Genomic DNA, 22,961 nt, shown 5'->3' with positions numbered 1-22,961 from the left:
CTTCCTTCTCAATTATGCTCAAACCAACTCTTTGCGTTGATTTGAAGGCGGGATGGATAATGACTCTCTATACTTCGCAACAGTGCGTCGAGCAACCTGTATTCCAAGTTCTCCGAGCATATCAGCCAGTTTACTATCACTAAGTGGTTTCGCTGGATTTTCTGCTGCGATTAGTTTCTTCACTAAAGCCCTGATTGCTGTTGAAGAGGCTTCGCCTCCGCTATCAGTATTCACATGGCTAGAGAAAAAATACTTCAATTCGAAAATTCCTCTTGGGCAATGCAAAAATTTTTGCGTTGTCACTCGAGAAATGGTGGATTCGTGCATTTCAACCTGTTCAGCAATATCTGCTAACACAAGGGGTTTCATATGCTCTTCACCCAATTCGAAAAATGCCTGCTGTGTGTCAACAATGCAATGAGCGACTTTTAATAATGTCTCATTACGGCTTTCTAAACTTTTTATCAGCCATTTGGCTTCTTGTAAATTGTCACGAATAAATTTTCCATCGCTCTCATTTTGAGTGGATTGACCCAATGCTGCATAGGTCTCATTTATTCGTAGGCGAGGAATGCTATCTGTATTTAACTCAACTTGCCAGCGCTCACCTGATTTTTTTACCAGTATATCTGGAATAACATACTCTGACTCGCCTGTATCAATACTTAATCCGGGCTTAGGATCAAGAGACTGGATCATCTCAATAACCGATTTAAGTGTCTCTTCACGTAACTTCGTTTGACGCATCAATTGGCGAAAGTCACGGTTACCTAGCAACTCTAAATATTGGCTGATCACTAACTGCGTTTCTTTAAGATAAGGTGTTTCTGTTGAAAAAGCGGATAGCTGAATCAAAAGACACTCTTTTAAATCACGCGCAGCAACACCAATAGGATCAAAGCGTTGGATACGTTTTAATACGGCTTCGACTTCATCAAGCTCTAACTCATCATCGCCCATTCCAGTAAGGATGTCATCTGTTGTGACAGTTAAATATCCTGTTTCATCAATCGCATCGATAATACTTATCGCTATTGCTCTGTCTGTTTCTGAAAATGGAGTGAGATCAGCCTGCCATGTCAGGTAATCTTGCAATGAAGCCGTTGTTTCGCCTTGATACAGTGGAAGTTCATCATCAGTATAGTCATTGCTGGTGCCAGAAGGTGTGCCTGCGGTGTAGATCTCTTCCCATTGAGTATCTAAAGGGAGATCATCAGGCATCTCTTTTTGCTCTAAAGCATCCAGCGTATCGAACTCTTCAACTTCGTTTTCAGTTGTTGTTTCTGTTGTAGAGTCTGACTGATTTTCTGTATGAGAAGTATCATCTGAAACGGGATCTTGTTGATCGTCGTCTTGTTCTAGAAGTGGATTAGACTCAAGCGCTTGCTGAATTTCTTGTTGTAATTCAAGCGTCGAAAGTTGCAACAAACGAATAGCCTGTTGTAGCTGTGGCGTCATTGCCAGTTGCTGACTAAGACGAAGTTGCAGACTTTGTTTCATAATAATGCGATGAGTCCTTTGCTGTTGTCATCCATGACAGAGTAAAAGTGAATCAAAGATTACAGGCGGAAGCCTTCACCTAAGTAAACACGTTTAACTTGCTCATTTTCAAGAATTTCTTCTGGTGAACCATGAGCGATAAGGTGACCTTGGCTGACAATATAAGCACGTTCACATACATCTAATGTTTCACGAACGTTATGGTCAGTAATCAGTACACCTAATCCATAATCACGTAGATGCTGGATAATTTTTTTAATATCTAATACCGAAATAGGGTCAACACCCGCAAAAGGTTCATCTAATAAAATGAATTTGGGGTTTGCTGCCAATGCCCGTGCGATTTCAACACGGCGGCGTTCACCCCCTGATAATGATTGCCCTAAGCTGTTACGCAAGTGGCTGACATTAAACTCTTCTAGTAGCTCTTCTGCACGGTCTTTTCGTTCTTCAGGCGTTAGATCATGGCGGATTTCTAAGATCCCCATAATATTGTCATAAACGCTTAAGCGTCTAAAAATAGACGCTTCTTGAGGAAGATAGCCAATGCCTTTACGTGCTCGTTCATGTAACGGTAACAGCGTAATGTCTTCATCATCAATTGTAATACTACCTGCATCACGAGCTACAATGCCAACAACCATATAGAATGTGGTTGTTTTACCTGCACCATTAGGTCCAAGTAAGCCGACAATCTCACCTGAATTAACGTTCAGGCTCACATCACCGACAACGGTGCGCCCTTTGTATGCTTTCGCTAAATTTTCAGCTTTTAACAGCGCCATAAAGTGTTACTTACCTTTGTTGTTAACACCAGGGCCTTTCTCTTGCAACTGGGAAGGCAGTAAAACAGTAGTCACTTGTTTACCTTTACCGCTAAACGCTTCCATTTGCTGAGTTGGGACGAGATAAGTGATCTTATCACCGGTGATATTACTGTCTAATTGTTCAAGATAGGCTTTACCCGTTAAGGTCATTAACTCTTTATCCATTTCATAGGTCATTTTCTCGCCACGACCTTTGATTGGTTTGCCATCATCTTGTAACTGATAAAAAGTCACAGGGTTACCAAACGCTTCTATTACGATCCTTTTGGAGTCACCACCCGGGCGTGTGACAACAACTTTATCAGCACGAATATCGATAGAACCTTGTTTAATCACAACATTTTGTGTAAAGGTTGTAACGTTTTTTTCTAGATCAAGCGACTGTTTCTCTGAATTCACAACAATAGGTTGTTGCGTGTCATCTTTAAGCGCCATCGCAGGTACACTTATCGCTAAAAGTGTACCGATAATCAGTGTATTACGGATTTTTTGATTCATTAGGGATCTCATAATAGGTGTTTACCTTTTCAATCAGCTCTGCACGTTTCTCGCGCAGATTGCCTCGCATTTTTAAGCCGACTGATTTCAGTCCGACGCCGATAATAGTCACTTCATCATCAGAGGAAACATCCTGTGTATCCAAATTTGCGATAGCATTGTCTGTGCTTATTCTCTGTAGTTGAGAATCATCCGTTAAGCTATCAATTTGAACATCGCCATAAAGATAGAGCATTTTACTGTTTGTTAGCTTGGCTTTATTTGCGCGTACTGTCCATGTTGCATCCCCTGTCGGTGAATAGGTAGTTAAGACAGGGTTAGTAAACCATGTAAACTTTTGCTGAGCATAGTTTTTGACATCATCAGCAACAAGTTTATATCCGAGTATACCCGTTGGTTCATAAACAAAAGATATCGATGATTTGGATTGATAGGTTGGCTGACCATCATCAACAATCTCACCATCACCGAATTCAGTGTTATTAGTATAGTTCCAGCCAATCAGCCCAAGGGCGATAATGGCAAGAATTAAGGTAAACCAGGATTTTAATTTATTCATTCTGTATCGTTATACGTTATATCGAAAGACCTTTAGCTTCTTCAAGCCGACCTTGCGCTAAAAGGATTAAATCACACAATTCTCGTACTGCACCACGACCACCCGAAATGCGGGTTACATAATTAGCACGAGGTGTAAGTAATGGATGAGCATCAGCCACGGCGACAGAAAGTCCTACTTTTTCCATTACAGGTAAATCAATCAGGTCGTCACCAATATAGGCTGTTTGTTCAGGTTTAAGGTTTAGTGTATCTAACAGTTGTTGATACGCCAAAAGCTTATTATGCTGACCTTGGTAAAGATATGTAATGCCAAGGGTTTTAGCACGATCTTCTAACAGTTTAGACTGACGACCTGTAATGATAGCAACCTCAATACCGGATGTAAGCAAACAACGGATGCCATACCCATCACGAACGTTAAAGGCTTTTAATTCTTCGCCATTATTACCCATGTAAATGAGTCCGTCCGACATCACACCATCAACATCACAAATCAGCAATTGGATTTTTTCTGCTTTTTTGATGATTTGCTCGCTTACTGCACCATAACAAGTTTCTATCATTGTATTCATTTTTATCCTTCGAACGTTATGACTATCTTATACAACACCAGCCTGTAATAAATCATGCATATGTAAAACACCTAACAGGATATCACTATCTTGTTCTGTTACTAATAGCGAGGTGATATGTTTTGCTTGCATTAAATTCAGTGCTTCAACTGCCAAACAATCTGGGCGAATACGAATACCGCCTCTTGTCATAACATCTGAAATTTTGGCATTGTTCAGATCTATCCCTAAATCAAATATTCTTCGTAAGTCACCATCAGTAAAGATACCGTTGATCAGCATACTATCATCGCAAATGACGGTCATACCTAATTTTTTACGGGTTATCTCGACAAGTGCTTCACGTAAAGTGGCATCTTTAGTGACGCGAGGGATATCTGCCTCTTTATTCATTAAATCACTGACATGAAGGAGTAATTTACGACCTAATGCCCCTCCAGGATGAGAGAGCGCGAAATCTTCAGCAGTAAAACCACGGGCACGTAACAGTGCTATTGCTAGTGCATCCCCCATTACCAAGGTTGCCGTTGTACTGGTTGTTGGTGCAAGACCTAAAGGACAGGCTTCTTTAGGTACTTTGATACAAAGATGAATATCAGACGCTTTCCCCATTGTACTTTGAGGAGTGCGTGTCATACAAATCAGTGTTATCTGTTTACGTTTAAGTACTGGGATCAGCGCAAGGATTTCGCTGGCTTCACCCGAGTTTGAAATCGCCAAAACAATATCTTTTTCTGTCACCATGCCTAAGTCGCCATGGCTTGCTTCACCGGGATGAACGAAGAAAGAAGGTGTTCCTGTGCTGGCGAATGTAGCCGCAATTTTATGTCCAATATGGCCAGATTTACCCATACCCATAACAATGACTCTACCTTGGCAGTGGAAAATTTTTTCACAGGCTAGAGTGAAGTCATCATTGATGTATTGTTCTAGTTCAGCTAACCCATCACGTTCAATATGAAGGACTTTTTTACCCGCTTGCTGAAAATCAAACTCGGTCATTTTTTTGTACCATTTATTTTAGGTTAAGAGAGAATGTGCGACGCACAACACCGTAATATAAACAATAAAGCAAACTAACAAGAATATCCCTTTTCCTCGATTAAGACGTCGTTTACGCCCTAATGAAAAGAGAGAAAACAGTAAACTGGCGACACCAAGTACAGCAAAGCTAAAATAAAATGTGTTGATATTAAATGTGCTTGGTGAGAGTAATGCAGGCATTCCTAACACAAAAGTGAGATTGAAAATATTAGCACCTATAATATTCCCTAATGCTAATTCATTCTCGCGTCTTAGTGCTGCCACAATAGTTGTTGCTAATTCAGGTAGGCTTGTTCCAATCGATAGCAAGGTTAAACCAACAAAAAAGCCACTAAGATGATACTGTTGCATTAAAATAAAGACATTATCCAATATCATTTGGGTTGCAACTGGAATAATAAGTAAAGCAATAACAACCCAAAAAAGTGCAACAGAATTACGGGGATTTGTCTGTAATTCAAAACGCGTTAAGGTTTCTAAAGGTAATACGTGACGCTCTTGTGTTAGTGTTTTATGCATCGTTTTTATCATTAGAAAGATGGATGCAAAACCAATAAAAAAGAGCAGAGTGCCTTCTCTAAGCCCTAAGTTTCCGCTAGAAACGATAATGCCAACAAGCATGATGACTATAATCATCAAGGGAAGCTCTTTTTTTAGCACTGCGGATTGAATGTTCATAGGATAAATCATCGCGCCAATACCAGCGATGAGGAGAAGGTTGGTGAGTGTAGAGCCAATGGCTGTCCCGATAGCAATATCAGGTAAATTATGAACAGCAGCATCGGTTGAAACAAAAAGCTCAGGCAGTGAAGTACCTGTGCCTACAATTAAGATACCGATAACGGCAGGTGGGATTTTTAACGATTGCGCAAAAACGCTCGCACCATAAACTAATCGGTCTGATGCATAAACGAGTAACATCAACCCAAAAATTAAAAGAGACAAAGTAATCAACATGCCATCAGTTTTCCAACAATGAGCGAATAAAGAAAAAACCAATAAGACAGGGCTGATAAAAAAACATATTGTCAAAAGGTTTTGCTAATTAACCATATTTTGACTAGCCAAGCACGAAAAGTAAAATTAACCGTGCAATAAATTGCTAAATAGTGGTGATTTCTTTGTAACATAACGAATGACCTGCCAAAATAGCGTAAAAATTCGTTTATGCAGACAGGCTTGAGGATGTTTTATTCATGAACGCACAATCTGACAATCTAATTGAAGTGCGCAATATGAACTTCACTCGCGGTAGCAGAAAGATTTTCTCTGAGATCAATCTTGTTGTACCAAGAGGAAAAGTGACTGCGATTATGGGCCCTTCAGGGATTGGTAAAACAACCTTGTTACGCCTAATGGGAGGACAAATCCTTCCAGATAGTGGTGAAATTTGGTTTGATGGCGACAATATTCCTGCGCTATCACGCTCTGCGTTGTATCAGGCAAGAAAGAAAATGAGTATGCTTTTTCAATCAGGCGCACTGTTTACAGACATGAATGTGTTTGAAAATGTGGCATTTCCACTAAGAGAGCATACAAATTTACCTGAAGCATTGATCCGTACAACGGTGATGATGAAACTTGAAGCCGTGGGTTTACGTGGTGCAGCAAGTTTAATGCCTTCTGAATTATCAGGAGGCATGGCGAGAAGGGCTGCATTAGCAAGAGCGATTGCGCTTGATCCTGAACTGATTATGTTTGATGAGCCATTTGTTGGGCAAGATCCTATCACCATGGGTGTACTTGTTAAATTAATTGATGAATTAAATCATGCGCTTGGCGTAACTTGTGTTGTGGTTTCCCATGATGTGCCTGAAGTGTTAAGTATTGCCGATTACGCCTATATTGTTGCAGAGCAGAAAGTCATTGCTCAAGGTAGCGCACAAGAATTACAGGACAATCCAAATAGGCAAGTAAGACAGTTTTTAGATGGTATTGCTGATGGCCCTGTACCATTCCGTTTTCCTGCGGGAGATTATCAGGACGACCTATTAGGACGAGGAAATTAGTACGTGGTAAATTTATTATCTCGCATTGGCGTTAGAGCGTTAGCGATTTTTGCAACCTTCGGTAGAGCAGGCATTATGCTCTTTCGAGCATTAGTCGGTAAGCCTGAATTTCGTAAACAGTGGCCTCTATTATTGAAGCAACTGTATAACGTCGGCGTTCAATCCTTATTAATTATCATGGTGTCTGGCTTATTTATTGGCATGGTGTTGGGATTACAAGGCTATCTTGTTTTAACAACCTTTAGTGCTGAAGCGAGTCTTGGCATGATGGTCGCACTTTCATTATTAAGAGAATTAGGTCCAGTCGTGACGGCATTATTATTTGCGGGTCGTGCGGGCTCTGCTTTAACAGCTGAAATCGGCTTGATGAAAGCCACAGAACAAATTTCTAGTTTAGAAATGATGGCAGTCGATCCTTTAAGACGTGTCGTTGCGCCTCGTTTTTGGGCAGGTCTTATTAGTATGCCATTGCTTTCACTTATTTTTGTTGCCATCGGTATTTGGGGTGGTGCAATTGTGGGTGTGGATTGGAAAGGGATCGATGAAGGCTTTTTCTGGGCATCTATGCAAGGTGCCGTTGAATGGCGACTCGATTTAGTAAACTGCTTTATTAAAAGTGTCGTTTTTGCCATTACCGTCACTTGGATAGCGCTCTTTAACGGGTATGACGCAATCCCAACATCAGAAGGGATTAGCAGAGCAACAACACGTACCGTTGTTCATTCATCGTTAGCCGTATTGGGTTTAGATTTTGTGCTAACAGCACTGATGTTTGGGAACTAAGTCATGCAAAGTAAAAAAATTGAAGTTTGGGTTGGTCTATTTGTTCTGATTGCGTTAGCTGCCGTGATTTTCTTATGCCTTAAAGTAGCTGATATTAAAGAAATGGGTAATCAACCGACTTATCGTGTTTATGCCAGCTTCGGTAATATTGGTGGGTTAAAAGAACGTTCCCCAATTAAGATTGGTGGTGTGGTGATTGGTCGTGTTTCTTCTATCACTTTAAAAGAAGAAGATGAAGGGAACTATCGACCTGAAGTCGCGCTCGATATTTTGAGCATTTATGACCACATTCCAGAAAGTAGCTCACTGTCTATTCGTACATCGGGTTTATTAGGTGAACAGTTCCTTGCATTGAATTTAGGTTTTTATGATGAAGCATTAGATTCTACTCTGCTCAAAGACGGAGGACGGATCACAAACACCAATTCAGCAATGGTACTAGAAGATCTTATTGGTCAATTCCTTTATAAAACGGGTGATGGTGATGATTCAGCAAAATCTGAAACTCAACCAACGCAAGAACACTCTGCATTACCTTAATCATTAATTCCTATACGATGCACTTATACATTTAGCTAGATCTAGCGTCATAAATGCATCGTATTATTGAAACCCTATTTGAGGAGAAGCGAACGTATGTTTAAACGCTTATTGATGGTCGCACTATTAGTGATAACGCCTTTTGCAATGGCAGTAGATAAAACTAATCCTTACGCATTGATGGAAGATGCGGCGCAAAAGACCTTTAGTAAATTAAAAAATGAACAGCCTGAAATTCGTAAAAACCCTGAAGTTTTACGTCAAATTGTTCAGCAAGAATTATTGCCTTATGTGCATATTAAATATGCGGGTGCATTAGTGTTAGGACCGCATTATCGTAATGCAACACCTGCACAACGTGATGCTTATTTCACTGCATTTGAAGCGTATCTAGCTCAAGTATATGGTCAAGCATTAGCGATGTATGAAGGCCAAGAGTACCGTATTGAACCTGCAAAACCTTTCGCAGATAAATCAACGCTAACTATTCGTGTCACTATCATTGATACAAATGGTCGCCCACCAGTTCGCCTTGATTTCCAATGGCGTAAAAACAGCAAAACAGGCGAATGGCAAGCTTATGATATGATTGCTGAAGGTGTCAGCATGATCACTACAAAACAGAATGAATGGTCAGATATTTTAAATTCTAAAGGTGTTGATGGTTTAACAAAACAGTTAGAAATCAGTGCTAAAACACCAATTACACTGGATGAGAAAAAATAACATGTCAGCTTCGTTAAATTGGGAAAAAAAGGAGGGTGTCCTCTATTTCCAAGGAACGCTAGATCGTGAAACGTTATTGCCTGTTTGGCAGAAACGTAAAACATTATTAGCTGATATTAATATCATTGATATTTCTGCCTTAGGACATATTGATTCAACTGGGTTGGCACTTTTTGTTCACTTAAAAGCAGAAATGGAAGAGCAAAATCGTCAATTTATTATTCAAGGTGTAAGTGAGCGTTTTCAGACCTTAATTACACTCTATGATCTTGATGAAATTATGAATATTGCCTAATACAGATTTTGAGTAAAGGTATTAAAAAGCCCCCTTCGTGATACTTTTATCATTAAGGGGGTTTTTGATGGTTTAAGAGTAGAGCGGATTCCATTAGGATAGACGACTGATTATTATTTTAACGTTGAGATTGAGCAATTATGGATACAAATGAAATCAAACAAGTATTAATGGACAGCCTGTCTTTAGATGAAGTCATCGTCAATGGTGATGGTAGTCACTTTCAAGTTGTCGTTGTTGGCGCAATGTTTGAGGGAATGAGCAGAGTAAAACAACAACAAACCATTTATGCCCCTTTGATGGAATATATCGCAGATAACCGTATTCACGCTTTGTCTATTAAAGCCTACACACCTGAAGAGTGGAAGAGAGATCGTAAACTTAACGGGCTTTGATTCAGTAGGTATACAGCGTACAGCAAAATAAAAAAGAGAGTTCTACAGATGGATAAATTTAGAGTACAAGGGCCAACCTGTTTATCAGGTGAGGTCACTATTTCAGGCGCAAAAAATGCCGCACTACCAATCCTGTTCGCTGCGATCCTTGCCGAAGAGCCAGTAGAATTAACGAATGTTCCTAAATTAAAAGATATTGATACCACGATTAAGTTACTTAATCGCTTAGGAACTAATGTTGAACGCAATGGCTCTGTTTTCGTTGATGCTCGTAACATTAATGAATTTTGCGCTCCTTACGAATTAGTAAAAACCATGCGTGCTTCTATTTGGGCTTTAGGTCCGCTGGTGGCGCGTTTTGGCCAAGGTCAGGTTTCTTTACCGGGTGGCTGTGCTATTGGTGCTCGTCCTGTTGATCTTCATATTACAGGTTTAGAGCAATTAGGCGCTGAGATCACGCTGGATGAAGGTTATGTGAAAGCACGCGTTGATGGACGTTTAAAAGGCGCACATATCGTCATGGATAAAGTGAGCGTGGGTGCCACTATCACTATTATGACTGCTGCGGTATTAGCTGAAGGCAAAACCATCATTGAGAATGCGGCAAGAGAGCCTGAAATTGAAGATACTGCAAACTTCCTTAATACATTAGGTGCCAAAATCAGCGGTGCAGGCACAGATAGTATTACTATTGAAGGCGTAGAGCGTCTTGGTGGTGGTACTTATCAAATCCTACCTGATCGTATTGAAACAGGTACTTTCTTAGTTGCTGCTGCGATTTCTCGTGGTCGTGTTGTTTGCCGTAATGCTAAACCTGACACATTAGATGCAGTGTTGGCAAAATTACGTGAAGCAGGCGCTGATATTGAAATTGGTGAAGATTGGATAAGCCTTGATATGCATGGTAAACGTCCTAAAGCGGTGACATTGCGTACTGCGCCACATCCAGGTTTCCCTACCGATATGCAAGCACAATTCAGCCTTTTAAACTTAGTTGCTGAAGGCGCAGGAATGATCACTGAAACTATTTTTGAAAATCGTTTTATGCACATTCCTGAGTTAATCCGTATGGGTGCTCACGCTGAAATCGAAAGTAATACTGTGTTATGCCATGGTGTTGAAAAACTTTCAGGCGCACAAGTAATGGCAACGGATTTACGTGCTTCCGCAAGCTTAGTACTTGCAGGTTGTATTGCTGAAGGCACAACCATTGTTGATCGTATTTATCATATCGATCGTGGTTATGAAAATATTGAAGCTAAATTACAAGGATTAGGGGCAAAAATAGAACGTTTGCGCTCTAATGACTAATTTATTTTAGTCACCCTTTTTAGCCTTTAAAACCATAGCATATTGTTGTGCTATGGTTTTTTTTGCACATTATTTTAATAGGGCTCTCAATAGAATAGGATAATTCATAAGGCATTTCTTTCGTGGCAAGATACAGTAAGAAAAACAGACCTGTGTTATAAAAATCACTATGAGCTAAAAGGAAAGAACATATATGCAGGTAACAAGGAAACAAGAGCGCCTAGTTCGTCAAGCACTGGATGAATGGCAACAATCCGGTGAAATTTCAGAACAAGAATATCAGCAATTAGGAAGTACATTGCACCGAATTCCCTTTGATTGGAAACGGTTGAGTCGCTATGCATTTTGGATAGCAATGGTGTGCTTGATTATTGCTGCTGGCAGTATCTTTAGTGATAGTGCATTAATTTATTATCTCATTGAGATTTTTAGTGTTTCTGAAATTATGCGAGTGATATCTCCTGCACTGATTGCTTCAGCACTTTATTTTTGGGGATTTAAACGTCAGCGAAAAGAAACACAATGGCATTACAGTACTGAGTTTATTCTCTTTTTAGGTGTGATGTTTACGGCTATTTTTCTTTGGCAACTGGGAGAATTGCTGGATACAGGAAGTGGCCATATTGCACCTCTCTTTTTAATTGGCTGTGTCATTTATGGTGCAATTGGATTTATTAGTCGCTCCTCATTGGTGTGGTTATTCTTCTTGTTGATGTTAGGAAATTGGTTTGGTGCTGAAACAGGCTATGTTTCTGGTTGGGGCGCTTATTGGTTAGGAATGAACTATCCTATCCGTTTTGTCTTCTTTGGCGCGGTGTTATTAGCAGGCTGTTATTTCCTACAAAATGTGTTGGCACACCGTCGTTTATTTACCATGACAAAAATAATGGGGCTGACTTATCTGTTTATTGCGTTATGGATAATGTCTATTTTTGGTAATTACGATCCTGATACTTGGTATCGTACTTCAAGTGTGAATTTGTTACCTTGGGCACTGTTATTTGCTGTCGTTTCAGTTATCTGTATTTATATTAGCCTTAAAACCGATGACGGTATGTTAAGAGGTTTTGGTCTAACATTCCTTGGTATCAACCTTTATACCCGATTCTTTGAATATTTCTGGGATAGTTTACACAGTGCGATTTTCTTCTTTATTTTGGCGGTTTCACTGATTTTTATTGGACGAAAAGCGGAAAAGATTTGGCATACTGTTGAAAATAACTCAGTTGCCAATAAAGAGAGTAAGAGCGAATAGTATCATTAATAATGTGATAGGAGAGCCCATCCTATGGAAAAGCGAAGTTGTCATCTTCCTTTAGAAGTGAGTTGTGTTGCGTGCCATTATTTTGTTTTCAAAGATAAAGATGAGGCATTTTTTGAGATCTGCCCTGTATGTGGTTGGCAAAATGATGGTACTAAAGAAGGACAATATAGCGGTTGTAATTACAGCACATTAGAGGACTATCGCAACACTGAAAGCTTTAAAGAAAATTGCTTACAAAGTGCGACGTTTTATATGAAATCTCCCTACTAGCTAAGCATAGGGAGATTTTTTGTTAGTTATGATTCAGGCTGGTATTCAGAAATAGTCACATCAACATTGATCTCATTGCCTTCGCGTAATACCGTGACAGGTAATACCGTACCGGGGCGCGTTTCTGCAATATAGTCCATCATTTCCATCGCAGAAGTCGCTGGCGCATGATTAATACTAAGGATGATATCGCCTGTTTTGATCCCCGCTTTATCTGCAGGACCATTTGGGGTGATCCTAAAAATACGCAATCCTTGAATTTGCTTAATATCGGTATTCGATGAGCGAATTCGTGGTAATTCTTTTGCTGTAATACCAATAAATCCACGGATAACACGGCCATCACGAATAAGTTTATTCATGATTTTTACAGCCAGTTCGGTCGGAATAGCGAAGCCGAGACCTTCAGCGCTCGGGCGATACCCATTGTAGGTTCCTGAGTCAAACGTCATAGTATTAATCCCCACAAGTTCGCCCTCTGTATTAATGAGTGCTCCACCTGAGTTACCTTCATTAATCGAGGCATCTGTTTGCAGGAAATTTTGGTAACGTGTTGGACTTAATCCAACGCGACCCGTAGCACTGATGATCCCTTGCGTAATAGTTTGCCCAATATTAAATGGATTACCAATAGCCAGTACAACATCACCAATATGAGAAATTCGTTTAGTATTAATGGGGATTGTCGGGAGTTTATCGGCATCTATTTTTAATACTGCAAGATCGGTTAACGGATCGGAGCCAACAAGTAAGCCTTCATAAAGATCACCATTTTGGAGCGCGATAAGGATCTGATCCGCATTATTAATAACATGTTGATTCGTCAGAATATAACCACGACCATCCATAATGACGCCGGCACCTAAAGATGTCAGTTCACGACCTTCTTGAGAAAAACTTCCCATCGTACTGCTATAAACATTAACAACCGCAGGGGCAGCTCGTCGTACCGCAGTGTTATAGCTAAAAGGCGCATTGAGAAAATCACCATTAAGTAGGCGTTCAATAAAAATAGGGCGAATTGAAGGGACTGCAATCAAGAGAATTGCTGCTGTGAGAAGACCAATGAGTGTTGATCGCAGTAACTTAGTTAACATAAAAATCCTGTATTTATGTCTGACTGTAAAATTATTCGCGTAGGAGCGGTGAGAATAGCATAGTTTAACTTATGAAAGCATCGCTCAGCGCATAAAATCCCCTTTTAAGCCAATGACTCTTATCAAAAATAGGGATAAAAAAAGCCCTATAATGGAAATTATAGGGCTAAAGAAATCAATAAATTAGATAGGTGAAAAGCTTACTTCTTAGCGCGGTGTATTACGTAACAGCAGGTAAATTTCTTCATTACCACGCTGAATATTCAATGCAAGAACAGGCGGTTTAGCGTCAATTGCTTTACGTAAATCGCCTAGTGAGGTAATTGGCGTATTATTGATACCAATAATAAGGTCGCCTTTCTGTAAACCAGATGCCGCAGCCGCAGAATCTTTCTCAACAGAATCAACAGCGACTGCTTTAACTTGTTTGTTTAAGTAGTTACTTAATGTGGCACCTTGTAGTGCAGGAGAGAAGTTATCTGCACGAGTTGCATCTGCCGATTGTTTCTCTAATGTCACTTTAACATCCATTGGTTTACCTTGACGGATCAAGCCAATTAGGATCTCTTTACCCGGCGGTGTAGTACCCACTTTAGCTCTCAATTCAGCAAAGCTATTGATACGTTTTCCATCAACTGAAATTAAAACGTCACCGGGTTTAATGCCTGCTTTTGCAGCGGATGAATCTGGCATGACTTCGCTAACAAAAGCACCGCGTTGTGCATCAATATTAAAGGATTTCGCCAGATCAGAATTCATTTCTGTACCACGAATACCTAAGATGCCACGTTTAACTTCACCATGAGAAATCAGTTGCTGGCTAAGATCACGCGCCATATTGCTTGGGATAGCAAAGCCGATACCAATGTTGCCACCACCCGGTGCTAAAATAGCGGTGTTAATTCCGATTAATTCGCCATTTAAGTTAACGAGCGCACCACCAGAGTTACCACGGTTGATTGAAGCATCAGTCTGGATAAAGTTCTCTAAACCTTCAAGATTTAAACCGCTACGACCTAATGCGGAAATAATGCCGGATGTTGCTGTTTGGCCTAAACCAAATGGGTTACCTACTGCAACAGCAAAGTCACCAACACGTAATTGGTCAGAGTCTGCCATTTTAATTGCGGTTAAGTTAGTTGGTTTTTCAATTTGCAGTAATGCGATATCTGTTTGTGGATCGCTACCAATTAATTTTGCACTAAATTCACGACCATCATTAATTTGCAGTTGAATTTTATCTGCACCATCAACAACGTGGTTGTTTGTTAATACGTAGCCTTTTTGTGCATCAATAATGACACCTGAGCCTAAGCCTTCAAAAGGGCGAATACTTTGTTGTTGTGATGGGAAGTTTGGACCAAAGAAGAATTTGAACTCTTCAGGTACTTGCTGGCTTTGTACTCGTGTTCCTGAAACGTGCACACTGACAACAGCAGGTAACACTTTTTCTAACATCGGTGCAAGGCTTGGCAGTTGTTCGCCTGATGGCATAACCGCTGGCAGTGCCGCCATGCTGGTTGCTGGAATAGTAGAGAGTGAAAGTCCGACACTCATTGCTAACGCACTAAGTAATAATTTTCTTTTTTTAGTCAACATGAATTAGAGTCTCTTGATACAGTTATCAAAATAAAAGTTATTGCTCAAAATGAGCTCGATGTCACTAAGACCTGTACTGACAAAGGAAAGTTCATTAAGACATGATGTGCTTTGCTTCCTTTTACACGGATTTACAAGACAAAAGCTATCTTTAAAACCATAGCAAATAATTGTCATTTTATGATATTTAGTAGAAAGAAAAACGCCACAATAAATGTGGCGTTTTAATATTAACTGTCTTTTTTCTCTGTGGGTCTGAACAATCCAGATGCCCCTTCGGAGTAATCACGAGGTGGCATTTTTATTGGAGATTGATCATTAGCTGCTTCTGACTCACTTAATCGGTAATTAAATGGATTTTCTTGAGCAGGCATATCAGGCATAAGCTCATTAGAGCTTTTTGCCATATGTTGATAAAGCTGACGGTAATCTCTCGCCATGTTATCTAATAGTTCAGCACTTCTAGCAAAGTGGCTGACAAGTTCATTGCGATAAGTATCAAGTTCTTCTTTTTTCGTGTCTAACTCTGCTTTGATAGCATCTTGTTGGCGAAGGGTGCTGTTACCGTAACGCATTGCAAGTGCGCCGATAATAAGACCGACAACTAATCCAATCAGTGCATAAACCCAAACCATGGCAACTCCTTTTCATCTAATAGTGAGGACGATGGATTCTTATAACATCATAACCGCTAAAAGGCATGGGTGGAATAATATCCTTAAGCTTAATATAAAATTCGTGTGTTACGTTGATGTTAAAACAATTCTTAATGCTTATAATAGAGGCATTCGACAGACACAAATCAGTATGTCAGAAAATTAAGGATAAGAGGGCATTCATGACTGTTAGTACGCCGTTATCACTTTATGAAGCCGCATTGAAGCAAGGTGATTATCAACCCGATGATGTTCAGAGAAAAACGGTTCTCCACCTTCAACAGATATACCATGCATTATTAAAAGAGACTCCACCAGAAAAAAATTCGCTAACACAGCGATTATTCGGGCGAATTCGCACAAAAAAACAGATTGTTGCACCAGAACGTGGTTTATATATGTGGGGCGGTGTTGGACGAGGTAAAACATGGTTGATGGATATGTTTTATCAAAGCTTGCCAACAGAGCGAAAACTTCGCTTACACTTCCATCGCTTTATGTTACGTGTTCAAGAAGAGCTAAAAAACTTACAAGGGCATGAAAATCCGTTAGAAATTATTGCTGATGGGTTTAAAGTACAAACCGATGTCCTCTGTTTTGATGAGTTTTTCGTTTCTGATATTACTGATGCAATGATTTTAGGTACTTTGCTTGAAGCGTTATTTGCCAGAGGTATCACGCTAGTGGCAACATCAAATATTCCACCTGATGAGCTTTACCGTAATGGATTACAACGTTCCCGCTTTTTACCTGCAATAGAACAAATCAAACTTCATTGTGACATTTTAAATGTAGATGCAGGTATTGATTACCGTCTTAGAACATTAACGCAAGCGCATCTTTTTTTATCTCCGCTTAACGATGAAAATCGCCAGGAGATGGATAGAATTTTCATGCACTTGGCAACCAGCGAACCGCAAATTGATTGTACCTTAACCATTAATCATCGCCCTATGAAAGTAAGAAAAACATCTAATGGTGTGCTCGCTGTTAATTTTTCAACCTTGTGTATGGAGCCGCGTAGTCAGCTTGATTACATTGAGCTTTCTAAGCATTACCACTCTGTTTTGCTATATGACATGGAACAAATGGGGACATTGCATGAAGACGTTGCGCGTCGGTTTCTAGCGCTTGTTGATGAGTTTTATGAGCGTAAGGTGAAACTTATTATTAATGCAAATGTAGAAATGAACGAGATTTACCAAGGTGATTTTTTACGTTTTGAATATCAACGTTGCCTATCTCGTTTACAAGAGATGCAAAGTGAAGAATATTTAGTGCAACCTCATCTCGCTTAATTTTTAATTCTTGAAGAAAGTCATCTTTCATTATGATAGGATGGCGCAGGTTAAGTTGCTTGATGTTTTTTTCTATGAAAATAGAAAGTATTAAGCAGCTTACAAGCGCTCTGGAAAGGAACAATTCTTCTCTTCAGGTAGCAAGAATTTATCAGTCAAATCAGAAAAAAGTGCCAGATTCGTTTTTTTCGCTGAAATATTGAAAAAGAATTCAATTGTTTTTCAATTATGACTCGATTTTTTTTTCTGACTTCTCTATAATCTTGCGACCCCACGTTGCAGCAAGTTTTTTATTTCCCAAAAAACTCGCATTTTAGAGTCAGCAGTGCTACTCGAAGGGGTAGGTTTGCTGGACACAAGAGTCGTGTGAACCTCAATAGTATTTGAACCGAGCGTTCACCAACGTGTAACTAAACATTGGGTAATTTTCAATAATGAAAACTTTTACAGCTAAACCAGAAACCGTAAAACGCGACTGGTACGTTGTTGATGCAGACGGCAAAACTTTAGGCCGTTTAGCAACTGAAATTGCTAGCCGTTTACGCGGTAAGCACAAAGCGGAATACACTCCGCACGTTGATACTGGTGATTACATCATCGTTTTAAACGCTGAGAAAGTAGCGGTAACTGGTCATAAACGTACTGACAAAGTTTACTACCGTCATACTGGTCACGTAGGTGGTATCAAACAAGCGACTTTCGAAGAGATGATCGCCCGTAGTCCTGAGCGTGTAATCGAAATCGCGGTAAAAGGCATGCTGCCAAAAGGGCCTCTGGGTCGTGCGATGTACCGTAAACTGAAAGTTTACGCAGGATCTGAGCACAACCACGCGGCACAACAACCGCAAGTTCTGGACATTTAATCGGGATAATAGGCAATGGCTGATAATCAATACTACGGCACAGGTCGCCGCAAAAGTTCTTCCGCACGTGTCTTCATTAAGCCAGGTAGCGGTAATATCGTAATCAACAAACGTAGCCTAGAAGTTTACTTCGGCCGCGAAACAGCACGTATGGTTGTTCGTCAACCGCTGGAATTAGTTGATATGCTGGGTAAATTAGATTTATACATCACTGTTAAAGGTGGTGGTATTTCTGGTCAAGCTGGCGCGATCCGTCACGGTATCACTCGTGCACTGATGGAATATGATGAGACTCTACGTTCTGATCTGCGTAAAGCTGGTTTCGTAACCCGTGATGCGCGTTCTGTTGAACGTAAGAAAGTGGGTCTGCGTAAAGCACGTCGTCGTCCACAGTTCTCTAAACGTTAATTTGTTATCTTTTAGATATCAATTTGATGTTGAAAACCCGTCTTCACAGGCGGGTTTTTTATTTTTGACTTATTTGTGTTTATTAATAATAAAAACATAATGTTGCTAAAGCATGATGCTGTTACTCATAAAACAGGCTTTATGTAAGATAACGCTAGTATTAAAAAGCGTATTTTTTAGATGTTATCTCTAAATAATTTCATTTTTTGATATTATAATCTTAGTTTTAAGGTAGTGTGGCATATTGTGTTGAATTATTTGCATTAGCCCCCCTAAGTAACATGAATTCTGGTAGAATAGCGAGCTTTGGTGTCTTTCTTTCTATGACTTCACAATGTTGCCAATGGGTATATCGATAGTAATACCTGTAATGAGTTTAAAAGTCATACCAAAATTATTATGACAATAATGATTGTTGAATGATTATTTTGGTATTACTTGATAATGATATGTGCCGCAAAGACAGGTGAGTTTTTAACCCTGTAAAATATGATTATCCCACGATAACACTGTTATACAGGTAGTTACCCAATGCAGTTAATAACTTAAATGTTTATTTAGGTCTACTGCGTTTGTGTGCTTGTCTTTTAGGAATGGGGAAATGGAAGGGGCATTGTGCTAATTCATTTCTTTAATTGATTAACTTGGAGGTTTTCATGGCTGTCGCTGCCAACAAACGTTCGGTAATGACTTTGTTTTCCGGTCCGACTGATATTTTCAGCCATCAGGTCAGAATTGTCCTAGCGGAGAAAGGTGTCAGTGTTGAAATTGAACAGGTTGAAGCTGGTAATCTTCCACAGGATCTTATCGATCTAAACCCTTACCAAAGTGTACCGACTTTGGTTGATCGTGAGCTGACTCTGTATGATTCACGCATCATCATGGAATACCTTGATGAACGCTTCCCTCATCCTCCTTTAATGCCAGTTTATCCTGTTGCTCGTGGTAGCAGCCGTTTAATGATGCATCGTATCGAGCATGATTGGTATTCTTTAATGAACACCATCGAGAAAGGAACAGAACAGCAAGCAAATGCTGCTCGTAAACAGTTAGCAGAAGAATTACTGGCTGTATCTCCTGTGTTTAAAGAATATCCTTACTTTATGAGTGAAGAGTTCAGCTTAGTAGATTGCTACTTAGCTCCTCTGTTATGGCGTTTACCAGTACTTGGTGTAGATTTAAGTGGCGCTGGCGCTAAAGATGTACAAATTTATATGCAACGTGTTTTTGAGCGTGATTCTTTCCTCGCGTCATTAACCGAAGCAGAGCGTGAGATGCGCTTACCTTCAAGAGGGTAATAAAGTATGGAGATTATGGATATGTCTCCGCGTCGTCCGCATTTATTACGTGCGCATTATGATTGGATCATCGAAAACGATTTAACACCACATTTAGTTGTTGATGTGAATATCGTTGGTGTCCAAGTCCCAATGGAATATGCGCACGATGGTCAAATTGTACTAAATATTTCATCTCGTGCAGTAGATAACTTAGAGTTAACGCCGTATCAGGTTTTATTTAGTGCAAGCTTTGGTGGCATACCTCGTAAAGTACGAGTGCCTATGGCTGCTGTTATGGCTATTTATGCGAGAGAAAACGGTGCGGGAATGATGTTTGAGCCAGAGCCTGCTTATGAATCTGGTGCATCATTACAGTTTGCTGAAGATGATAGTGAAGAGAGCGATATAGCTCTGGCTAGCGAAGGTTTGTCTCTCGTCACTGATGAAGCTGTTGAAGCTGATACCTCTTCACCAGATGATGATCCAGAACCACCTCGCCCAACGGGTCGTCCAGCACTGCGCGTTGTGAAATAAGAGATTATCTTATTAGTATGAATGAAAAGCCCAGTTCAAGTGAACTGGGCTTTTTTGTATATATTTGATCTATCAGTTTGCTGTGAAAATAGTGAATATAGTAATGGCAATTTAAAGCGAATTTTTTGTGCTAGACTGCTTAGTTACTTTTCTTTGGCCTGTTAACTCAGGTGCCTTCGACTTAAAGCGCTCTGACATCAGCACTTCTATATTAGTCAGTAAGAGGGTACGCATTTCTTGAGGTGATAACCGTCTAACATTGTTATTATTCATTGGTTTCATTGGTATTTTCCTCATTTTATTCAGTTGATTATATTATAAACAATATAGAAACAACTTTAAATAGCCAGATAAATGGGCTTACTGGGTCGAGTATTATTCGTTATTTAGCAATTTTGACATTAATGACAACTGTATTGTTTGCAAAGTTTCAAATGTAGCATACATGGCTAAATGATCATCCAGTAATTCAAATCCGAATTTTTTATAATGAGAAATAAGCTCTTTATGTGGTTCAACAATATAAACACCTCTACTATCAGTATATTGGGATAAGAAAAATATACTAGCGATAACAACTAAAGTTGTTAACCGTTCAGATAGAGGATGGTTTTTATTATGTCTAATAAATGATTCAATAAGAAAAATATGTAAATCTCCACTTAAAGTGGCGTAAACACCAAGCATTGCTCCATCAATACTGGCATTTGTACATAGTTTAAAGCCCATATGAAAACTATTTTCATGAAGGTAATGTGAAAATTTGTTTCTCCAATTCAATACCGAACGATTATCTTTAGCTATTGATTCAAAATCACTTTCTGATAGAACGCTTACTTTTAATTTTAATTGAGCTTTATTAATAAACTCTTGTAAAAAATGGATAGTTTCATCTAAGTTTAATTTTGTAGACAAAATAGATTTTCCTTATACATGAGTGGTCAGGAAAACTACCATAGTCAAAATATCTCTCAAAAAGTAATTTATAGAAAACTTATAAAATCAGATATACATCAAACTTACTAATGATATTTTGTGAAAAACAAAGTATCTTTATTTTTATTATGAATGAAATTAAATTTAATCATATGATATAAATATGTTTTTTTCTTTTTGTTATTCTGTTTTTTAAATAAATTAATAATATTTTCTTGTCAAAATTGAGATGTAAAAATATTGTTCAACTTCTTCCATTATTTATCTTTCGAAAAAAATCATCTTCCGATAAGCAGAATATCATGGGTGATTTCCTGTATTTTAGGATCACCACTCTCTACACAATTAAAATTTTATACAAAAAAAACGCCCTATATTGCTATAGAGCGCTTTATTGGATTATGTTACCGATAAATTATTTCAGTAGTTCTTCTAAACATCCAGTGTAAAGATTAACCGCAGTCATTAATTGTTTTTCATCGAAATCAAAGCCTGCTTGGTGGTGACCAGCCGTTCTGTCCGCACCAACAACGAAGTACAGTGATTTACCACCACAACGTTGTACACGTTTTGCTAATACTGTCGCATCTTCACTACCACCGAATGGGCGCGTTGCAACCGCAGTTAGCTCAGAATGTTTACCAACAACTTTGGTCATAACATCAATCAGTTCTTGGTCATTTGTCAGGTCAACGGCTTCACCCATGATCTCGCTTTCCATTTCTAACTGGAAGCTATGTGCTGCGCCTTCAGCCATACGTACTGCATTTGCAGCCATAAAGCTGTTGATCTCTTCGTTTTCACCACGAACTTCAATTTGCATCTCAGCATTAGCTGGGGTGACGTTACGGCCTTCACCGGCTTTTAATACACCGATGTTGATACGTGACATCCCTTTACCATGACGAGAAATACCCAGCATTTGTGTTGCTGCATGGCAAGCACCTGCTAACGCATTACGACCTAATTCAGGCTCTGCACCTGCGTGAGATGGCGCACCTTTAAAACGGAAATCATATTTAGTGGTACATAAGAAATGTGTTGGGTTGATAACAATTTCACCACTATTTGCAATAAAGCCTAAGTGCGCACCTAAGAAGTAATCTGCATCATCAGCGATACCGCTTTCAGCCATCGCACGAGCGCCACGAACACCTTCTTCTGCTGGTTGGAATAAGATTTTAACTTTACCAACGACTTTATCTTTATTCTCAACCAACCAGTGAGCAACACCTAAACCGATAGAAATGTGTCCATCGTGACCACAAGCGTGCATTTCGCCAGCATGACAAGAAGCAAAGTTCTCAGCATGAGGGCGGTGTTTAGTTTCGGTTGCTTCGTTAACACCAACACAGTCGATATCAAAACGTAGTGCTACGGTTGGACCTGCTTTGCCACTATCAAAGATAGCCACGCAACCCGTTAGCTCTTTCATTTCGTCAAGCAGAGCTTCATCAACTTTATGCTCTCTTGCAACAGCTAGACCTTTTTCAACGACTTGACGGCGGCGACCAAAAGCAAACTCTTGATTGATAACGTCTGGGCCAACTTTAACTTCTAAACCTAAGCTACGTAATTCTTTAACGATTTTTGCTGTGGTTAAAAATTCTGACCAACCAATTTCTGGATATTGGTGAAACTCGCGACGCCATTTAATTAATTTTTCTAGTGTAATTGCTGACATATTCATTTCTC

General features: G+C 39.5%; 27 protein-coding genes. 14 read left to right on the top strand and 13 right to left on the bottom strand.

What is annotated here, in order from left to right:
- Positions 1-18: 18 nt before the first annotated feature.
- The 7 genes from rpoN to ABN236_RS06105 are packed head-to-tail and all read right to left on the bottom strand — an operon-like array spanning position 19 to position 5,959.
- Positions 19-1,500: an RNA polymerase factor sigma-54 gene (gene rpoN / locus ABN236_RS06135; protein WP_318620108.1), complete on the bottom strand. Its 1,482-nt coding sequence runs from the start codon at positions 1,498-1,500 to the stop codon at positions 19-21.
- A gap of 59 nt (positions 1,501-1,559) precedes the next feature.
- Positions 1,560-2,285: an LPS export ABC transporter ATP-binding protein gene (gene lptB, locus ABN236_RS06130; RefSeq protein ID WP_006535352.1), complete on the bottom strand. Its 726-nt coding sequence runs from the start codon at positions 2,283-2,285 to the stop codon at positions 1,560-1,562.
- 6 nt (positions 2,286-2,291) lie between these two features.
- Positions 2,292-2,825, bottom strand: a complete 534-nt coding sequence (gene lptA, locus ABN236_RS06125; RefSeq protein ID WP_075671459.1) for a lipopolysaccharide ABC transporter substrate-binding protein LptA — start codon at positions 2,823-2,825, stop codon at positions 2,292-2,294.
- Entirely contained in the window at positions 2,806-3,384 is a 579-nt protein-coding gene (gene lptC / locus ABN236_RS06120) for an LPS export ABC transporter periplasmic protein LptC (protein WP_075671457.1), read from the bottom strand. The genes lptA and lptC overlap by 20 nt, the downstream gene beginning before the upstream one ends.
- Before the next feature lie 16 nt (positions 3,385-3,400).
- A complete protein-coding gene (gene kdsC / locus ABN236_RS06115; RefSeq protein ID WP_088493809.1) occupies positions 3,401-3,958 on the bottom strand; it encodes a 3-deoxy-manno-octulosonate-8-phosphatase KdsC in 558 nt (185 codons plus the stop codon).
- Positions 3,959-3,985: 27 nt separating this feature from the next.
- Positions 3,986-4,960, bottom strand: coding sequence for an arabinose-5-phosphate isomerase KdsD (gene kdsD, locus ABN236_RS06110; protein ID WP_075671453.1), 975 nt, complete (start codon positions 4,958-4,960; stop codon positions 3,986-3,988).
- A gap of 18 nt (positions 4,961-4,978) precedes the next feature.
- Positions 4,979-5,959 (bottom strand): calcium/sodium antiporter, encoded by a 981-nt coding sequence (locus ABN236_RS06105; protein ID WP_098941209.1) that lies wholly within the window; start codon positions 5,957-5,959, stop codon positions 4,979-4,981.
- 239 nt (positions 5,960-6,198) lie between these two features.
- On the opposite strand from ABN236_RS06105, the gene mlaF reads away from it, so the two are divergent.
- The 9 genes from mlaF (at position 6,199) to ABN236_RS06060 (ending at position 12,595) form a co-directional block, all read left to right on the top strand.
- Entirely contained in the window at positions 6,199-7,011 is an 813-nt protein-coding gene (gene mlaF, locus ABN236_RS06100; RefSeq protein ID WP_072063774.1) for a phospholipid ABC transporter ATP-binding protein MlaF, read from the top strand.
- 3 nt (positions 7,012-7,014) lie between these two features.
- Positions 7,015-7,794, top strand: a complete 780-nt coding sequence (gene mlaE / locus ABN236_RS06095) for a lipid asymmetry maintenance ABC transporter permease subunit MlaE (protein ID WP_075671447.1) — start codon at positions 7,015-7,017, stop codon at positions 7,792-7,794.
- Positions 7,795-7,797: 3 nt separating this feature from the next.
- Entirely contained in the window at positions 7,798-8,334 is a 537-nt protein-coding gene (mlaD, locus tag ABN236_RS06090; protein WP_349473585.1) for an outer membrane lipid asymmetry maintenance protein MlaD, read from the top strand.
- Positions 8,335-8,430: 96 nt separating this feature from the next.
- Entirely contained in the window at positions 8,431-9,060 is a 630-nt protein-coding gene (mlaC, locus tag ABN236_RS06085; protein WP_075671443.1) for a phospholipid-binding protein MlaC, read from the top strand.
- Between the two features lies 1 nt (position 9,061).
- The gene (gene mlaB, locus ABN236_RS06080) at positions 9,062-9,355 is read left to right on the top strand and encodes a lipid asymmetry maintenance protein MlaB (RefSeq protein WP_088493806.1); all 294 of its coding nucleotides are present in this window, start codon (positions 9,062-9,064) and stop codon (positions 9,353-9,355) included.
- A gap of 140 nt (positions 9,356-9,495) precedes the next feature.
- Complete coding sequence (gene ibaG / locus ABN236_RS06075; RefSeq protein ID WP_006535338.1) at positions 9,496-9,750, top strand: BolA family iron metabolism protein IbaG; 255 nt, start codon at positions 9,496-9,498, stop codon at positions 9,748-9,750.
- Between the two features lie 48 nt (positions 9,751-9,798).
- The gene (gene murA / locus ABN236_RS06070) at positions 9,799-11,061 is read left to right on the top strand and encodes a UDP-N-acetylglucosamine 1-carboxyvinyltransferase (RefSeq protein WP_349473584.1); all 1,263 of its coding nucleotides are present in this window, start codon (positions 9,799-9,801) and stop codon (positions 11,059-11,061) included.
- Between the two features lie 193 nt (positions 11,062-11,254).
- Complete coding sequence (locus tag ABN236_RS06065) at positions 11,255-12,316, top strand: DUF2157 domain-containing protein (protein WP_349473583.1); 1,062 nt, start codon at positions 11,255-11,257, stop codon at positions 12,314-12,316.
- A 33-nt stretch (positions 12,317-12,349) separates the two neighbouring features.
- Positions 12,350-12,595, top strand: coding sequence for a CPCC family cysteine-rich protein (locus ABN236_RS06060; RefSeq protein ID WP_349473582.1), 246 nt, complete (start codon positions 12,350-12,352; stop codon positions 12,593-12,595).
- Positions 12,596-12,621: 26 nt separating this feature from the next.
- Here the strand turns inward: ABN236_RS06060 and degS are convergent, their stop codons facing one another.
- From degS to zapG, 3 genes are all read right to left on the bottom strand, one after another.
- Positions 12,622-13,692, bottom strand: coding sequence for an outer membrane-stress sensor serine endopeptidase DegS (degS, locus tag ABN236_RS06055; RefSeq protein WP_349473581.1), 1,071 nt, complete (start codon positions 13,690-13,692; stop codon positions 12,622-12,624).
- 207 nt (positions 13,693-13,899) lie between these two features.
- Entirely contained in the window at positions 13,900-15,291 is a 1,392-nt protein-coding gene (degQ, locus tag ABN236_RS06050) for a serine endoprotease DegQ (RefSeq protein WP_088493801.1), read from the bottom strand.
- Between the two features lie 230 nt (positions 15,292-15,521).
- On the bottom strand, positions 15,522-15,926 hold the full coding sequence (gene zapG, locus ABN236_RS06045) for a Z-ring associated protein ZapG (RefSeq protein ID WP_075671429.1): 405 nt from the start codon (positions 15,924-15,926) through the stop codon (positions 15,522-15,524).
- Positions 15,927-16,129: 203 nt separating this feature from the next.
- On the opposite strand from zapG, the gene zapE reads away from it, so the two are divergent.
- The 5 genes from zapE (at position 16,130) to sspB (ending at position 20,330) form a co-directional block, all read left to right on the top strand.
- Positions 16,130-17,245: a cell division protein ZapE gene (zapE, locus tag ABN236_RS06040; protein WP_349473580.1), complete on the top strand. Its 1,116-nt coding sequence runs from the start codon at positions 16,130-16,132 to the stop codon at positions 17,243-17,245.
- 434 nt (positions 17,246-17,679) lie between these two features.
- Complete coding sequence (gene rplM, locus ABN236_RS06035) at positions 17,680-18,108, top strand: 50S ribosomal protein L13 (RefSeq protein WP_006535327.1); 429 nt, start codon at positions 17,680-17,682, stop codon at positions 18,106-18,108.
- A 15-nt stretch (positions 18,109-18,123) separates the two neighbouring features.
- Complete coding sequence (gene rpsI, locus ABN236_RS06030) at positions 18,124-18,516, top strand: 30S ribosomal protein S9 (RefSeq protein ID WP_004245284.1); 393 nt, start codon at positions 18,124-18,126, stop codon at positions 18,514-18,516.
- 656 nt (positions 18,517-19,172) lie between these two features.
- Positions 19,173-19,814 carry a stringent starvation protein SspA gene (sspA, locus tag ABN236_RS06025; RefSeq protein ID WP_023582862.1) on the top strand — a complete coding sequence of 214 codons (642 nt, stop codon included), beginning with the start codon at positions 19,173-19,175 and terminating at the stop codon, positions 19,812-19,814.
- A 6-nt stretch (positions 19,815-19,820) separates the two neighbouring features.
- The gene (gene sspB / locus ABN236_RS06020; protein ID WP_349473579.1) at positions 19,821-20,330 is read left to right on the top strand and encodes a ClpXP protease specificity-enhancing factor; all 510 of its coding nucleotides are present in this window, start codon (positions 19,821-19,823) and stop codon (positions 20,328-20,330) included.
- A gap of 111 nt (positions 20,331-20,441) precedes the next feature.
- Here the strand turns inward: sspB and ABN236_RS06015 are convergent, their stop codons facing one another.
- The 3 genes from ABN236_RS06015 to ABN236_RS06005 all read right to left on the bottom strand — a co-directional run bounded on the left by ABN236_RS06015 (position 20,442) and on the right by ABN236_RS06005 (position 22,950).
- Positions 20,442-20,612: a hypothetical protein gene (locus tag ABN236_RS06015; protein WP_349473578.1), complete on the bottom strand. Its 171-nt coding sequence runs from the start codon at positions 20,610-20,612 to the stop codon at positions 20,442-20,444.
- Between the two features lie 93 nt (positions 20,613-20,705).
- Complete coding sequence (locus ABN236_RS06010; protein ID WP_349473577.1) at positions 20,706-21,245, bottom strand: hypothetical protein; 540 nt, start codon at positions 21,243-21,245, stop codon at positions 20,706-20,708.
- 436 nt (positions 21,246-21,681) lie between these two features.
- Positions 21,682-22,950, bottom strand: coding sequence for an amidohydrolase (locus tag ABN236_RS06005; protein ID WP_088493798.1), 1,269 nt, complete (start codon positions 22,948-22,950; stop codon positions 21,682-21,684).
- Between the last annotated feature and the right edge of the window lie 11 nt (positions 22,951-22,961).

The organism is Proteus sp. fly-1013, assembly GCF_040140245.1.
Classification (GTDB): Bacteria; Pseudomonadota; Gammaproteobacteria; order Enterobacterales; family Enterobacteriaceae; genus Proteus; species Proteus mirabilis_B.
This window is presented reverse-complemented; position numbering and strand designations above follow the sequence as displayed.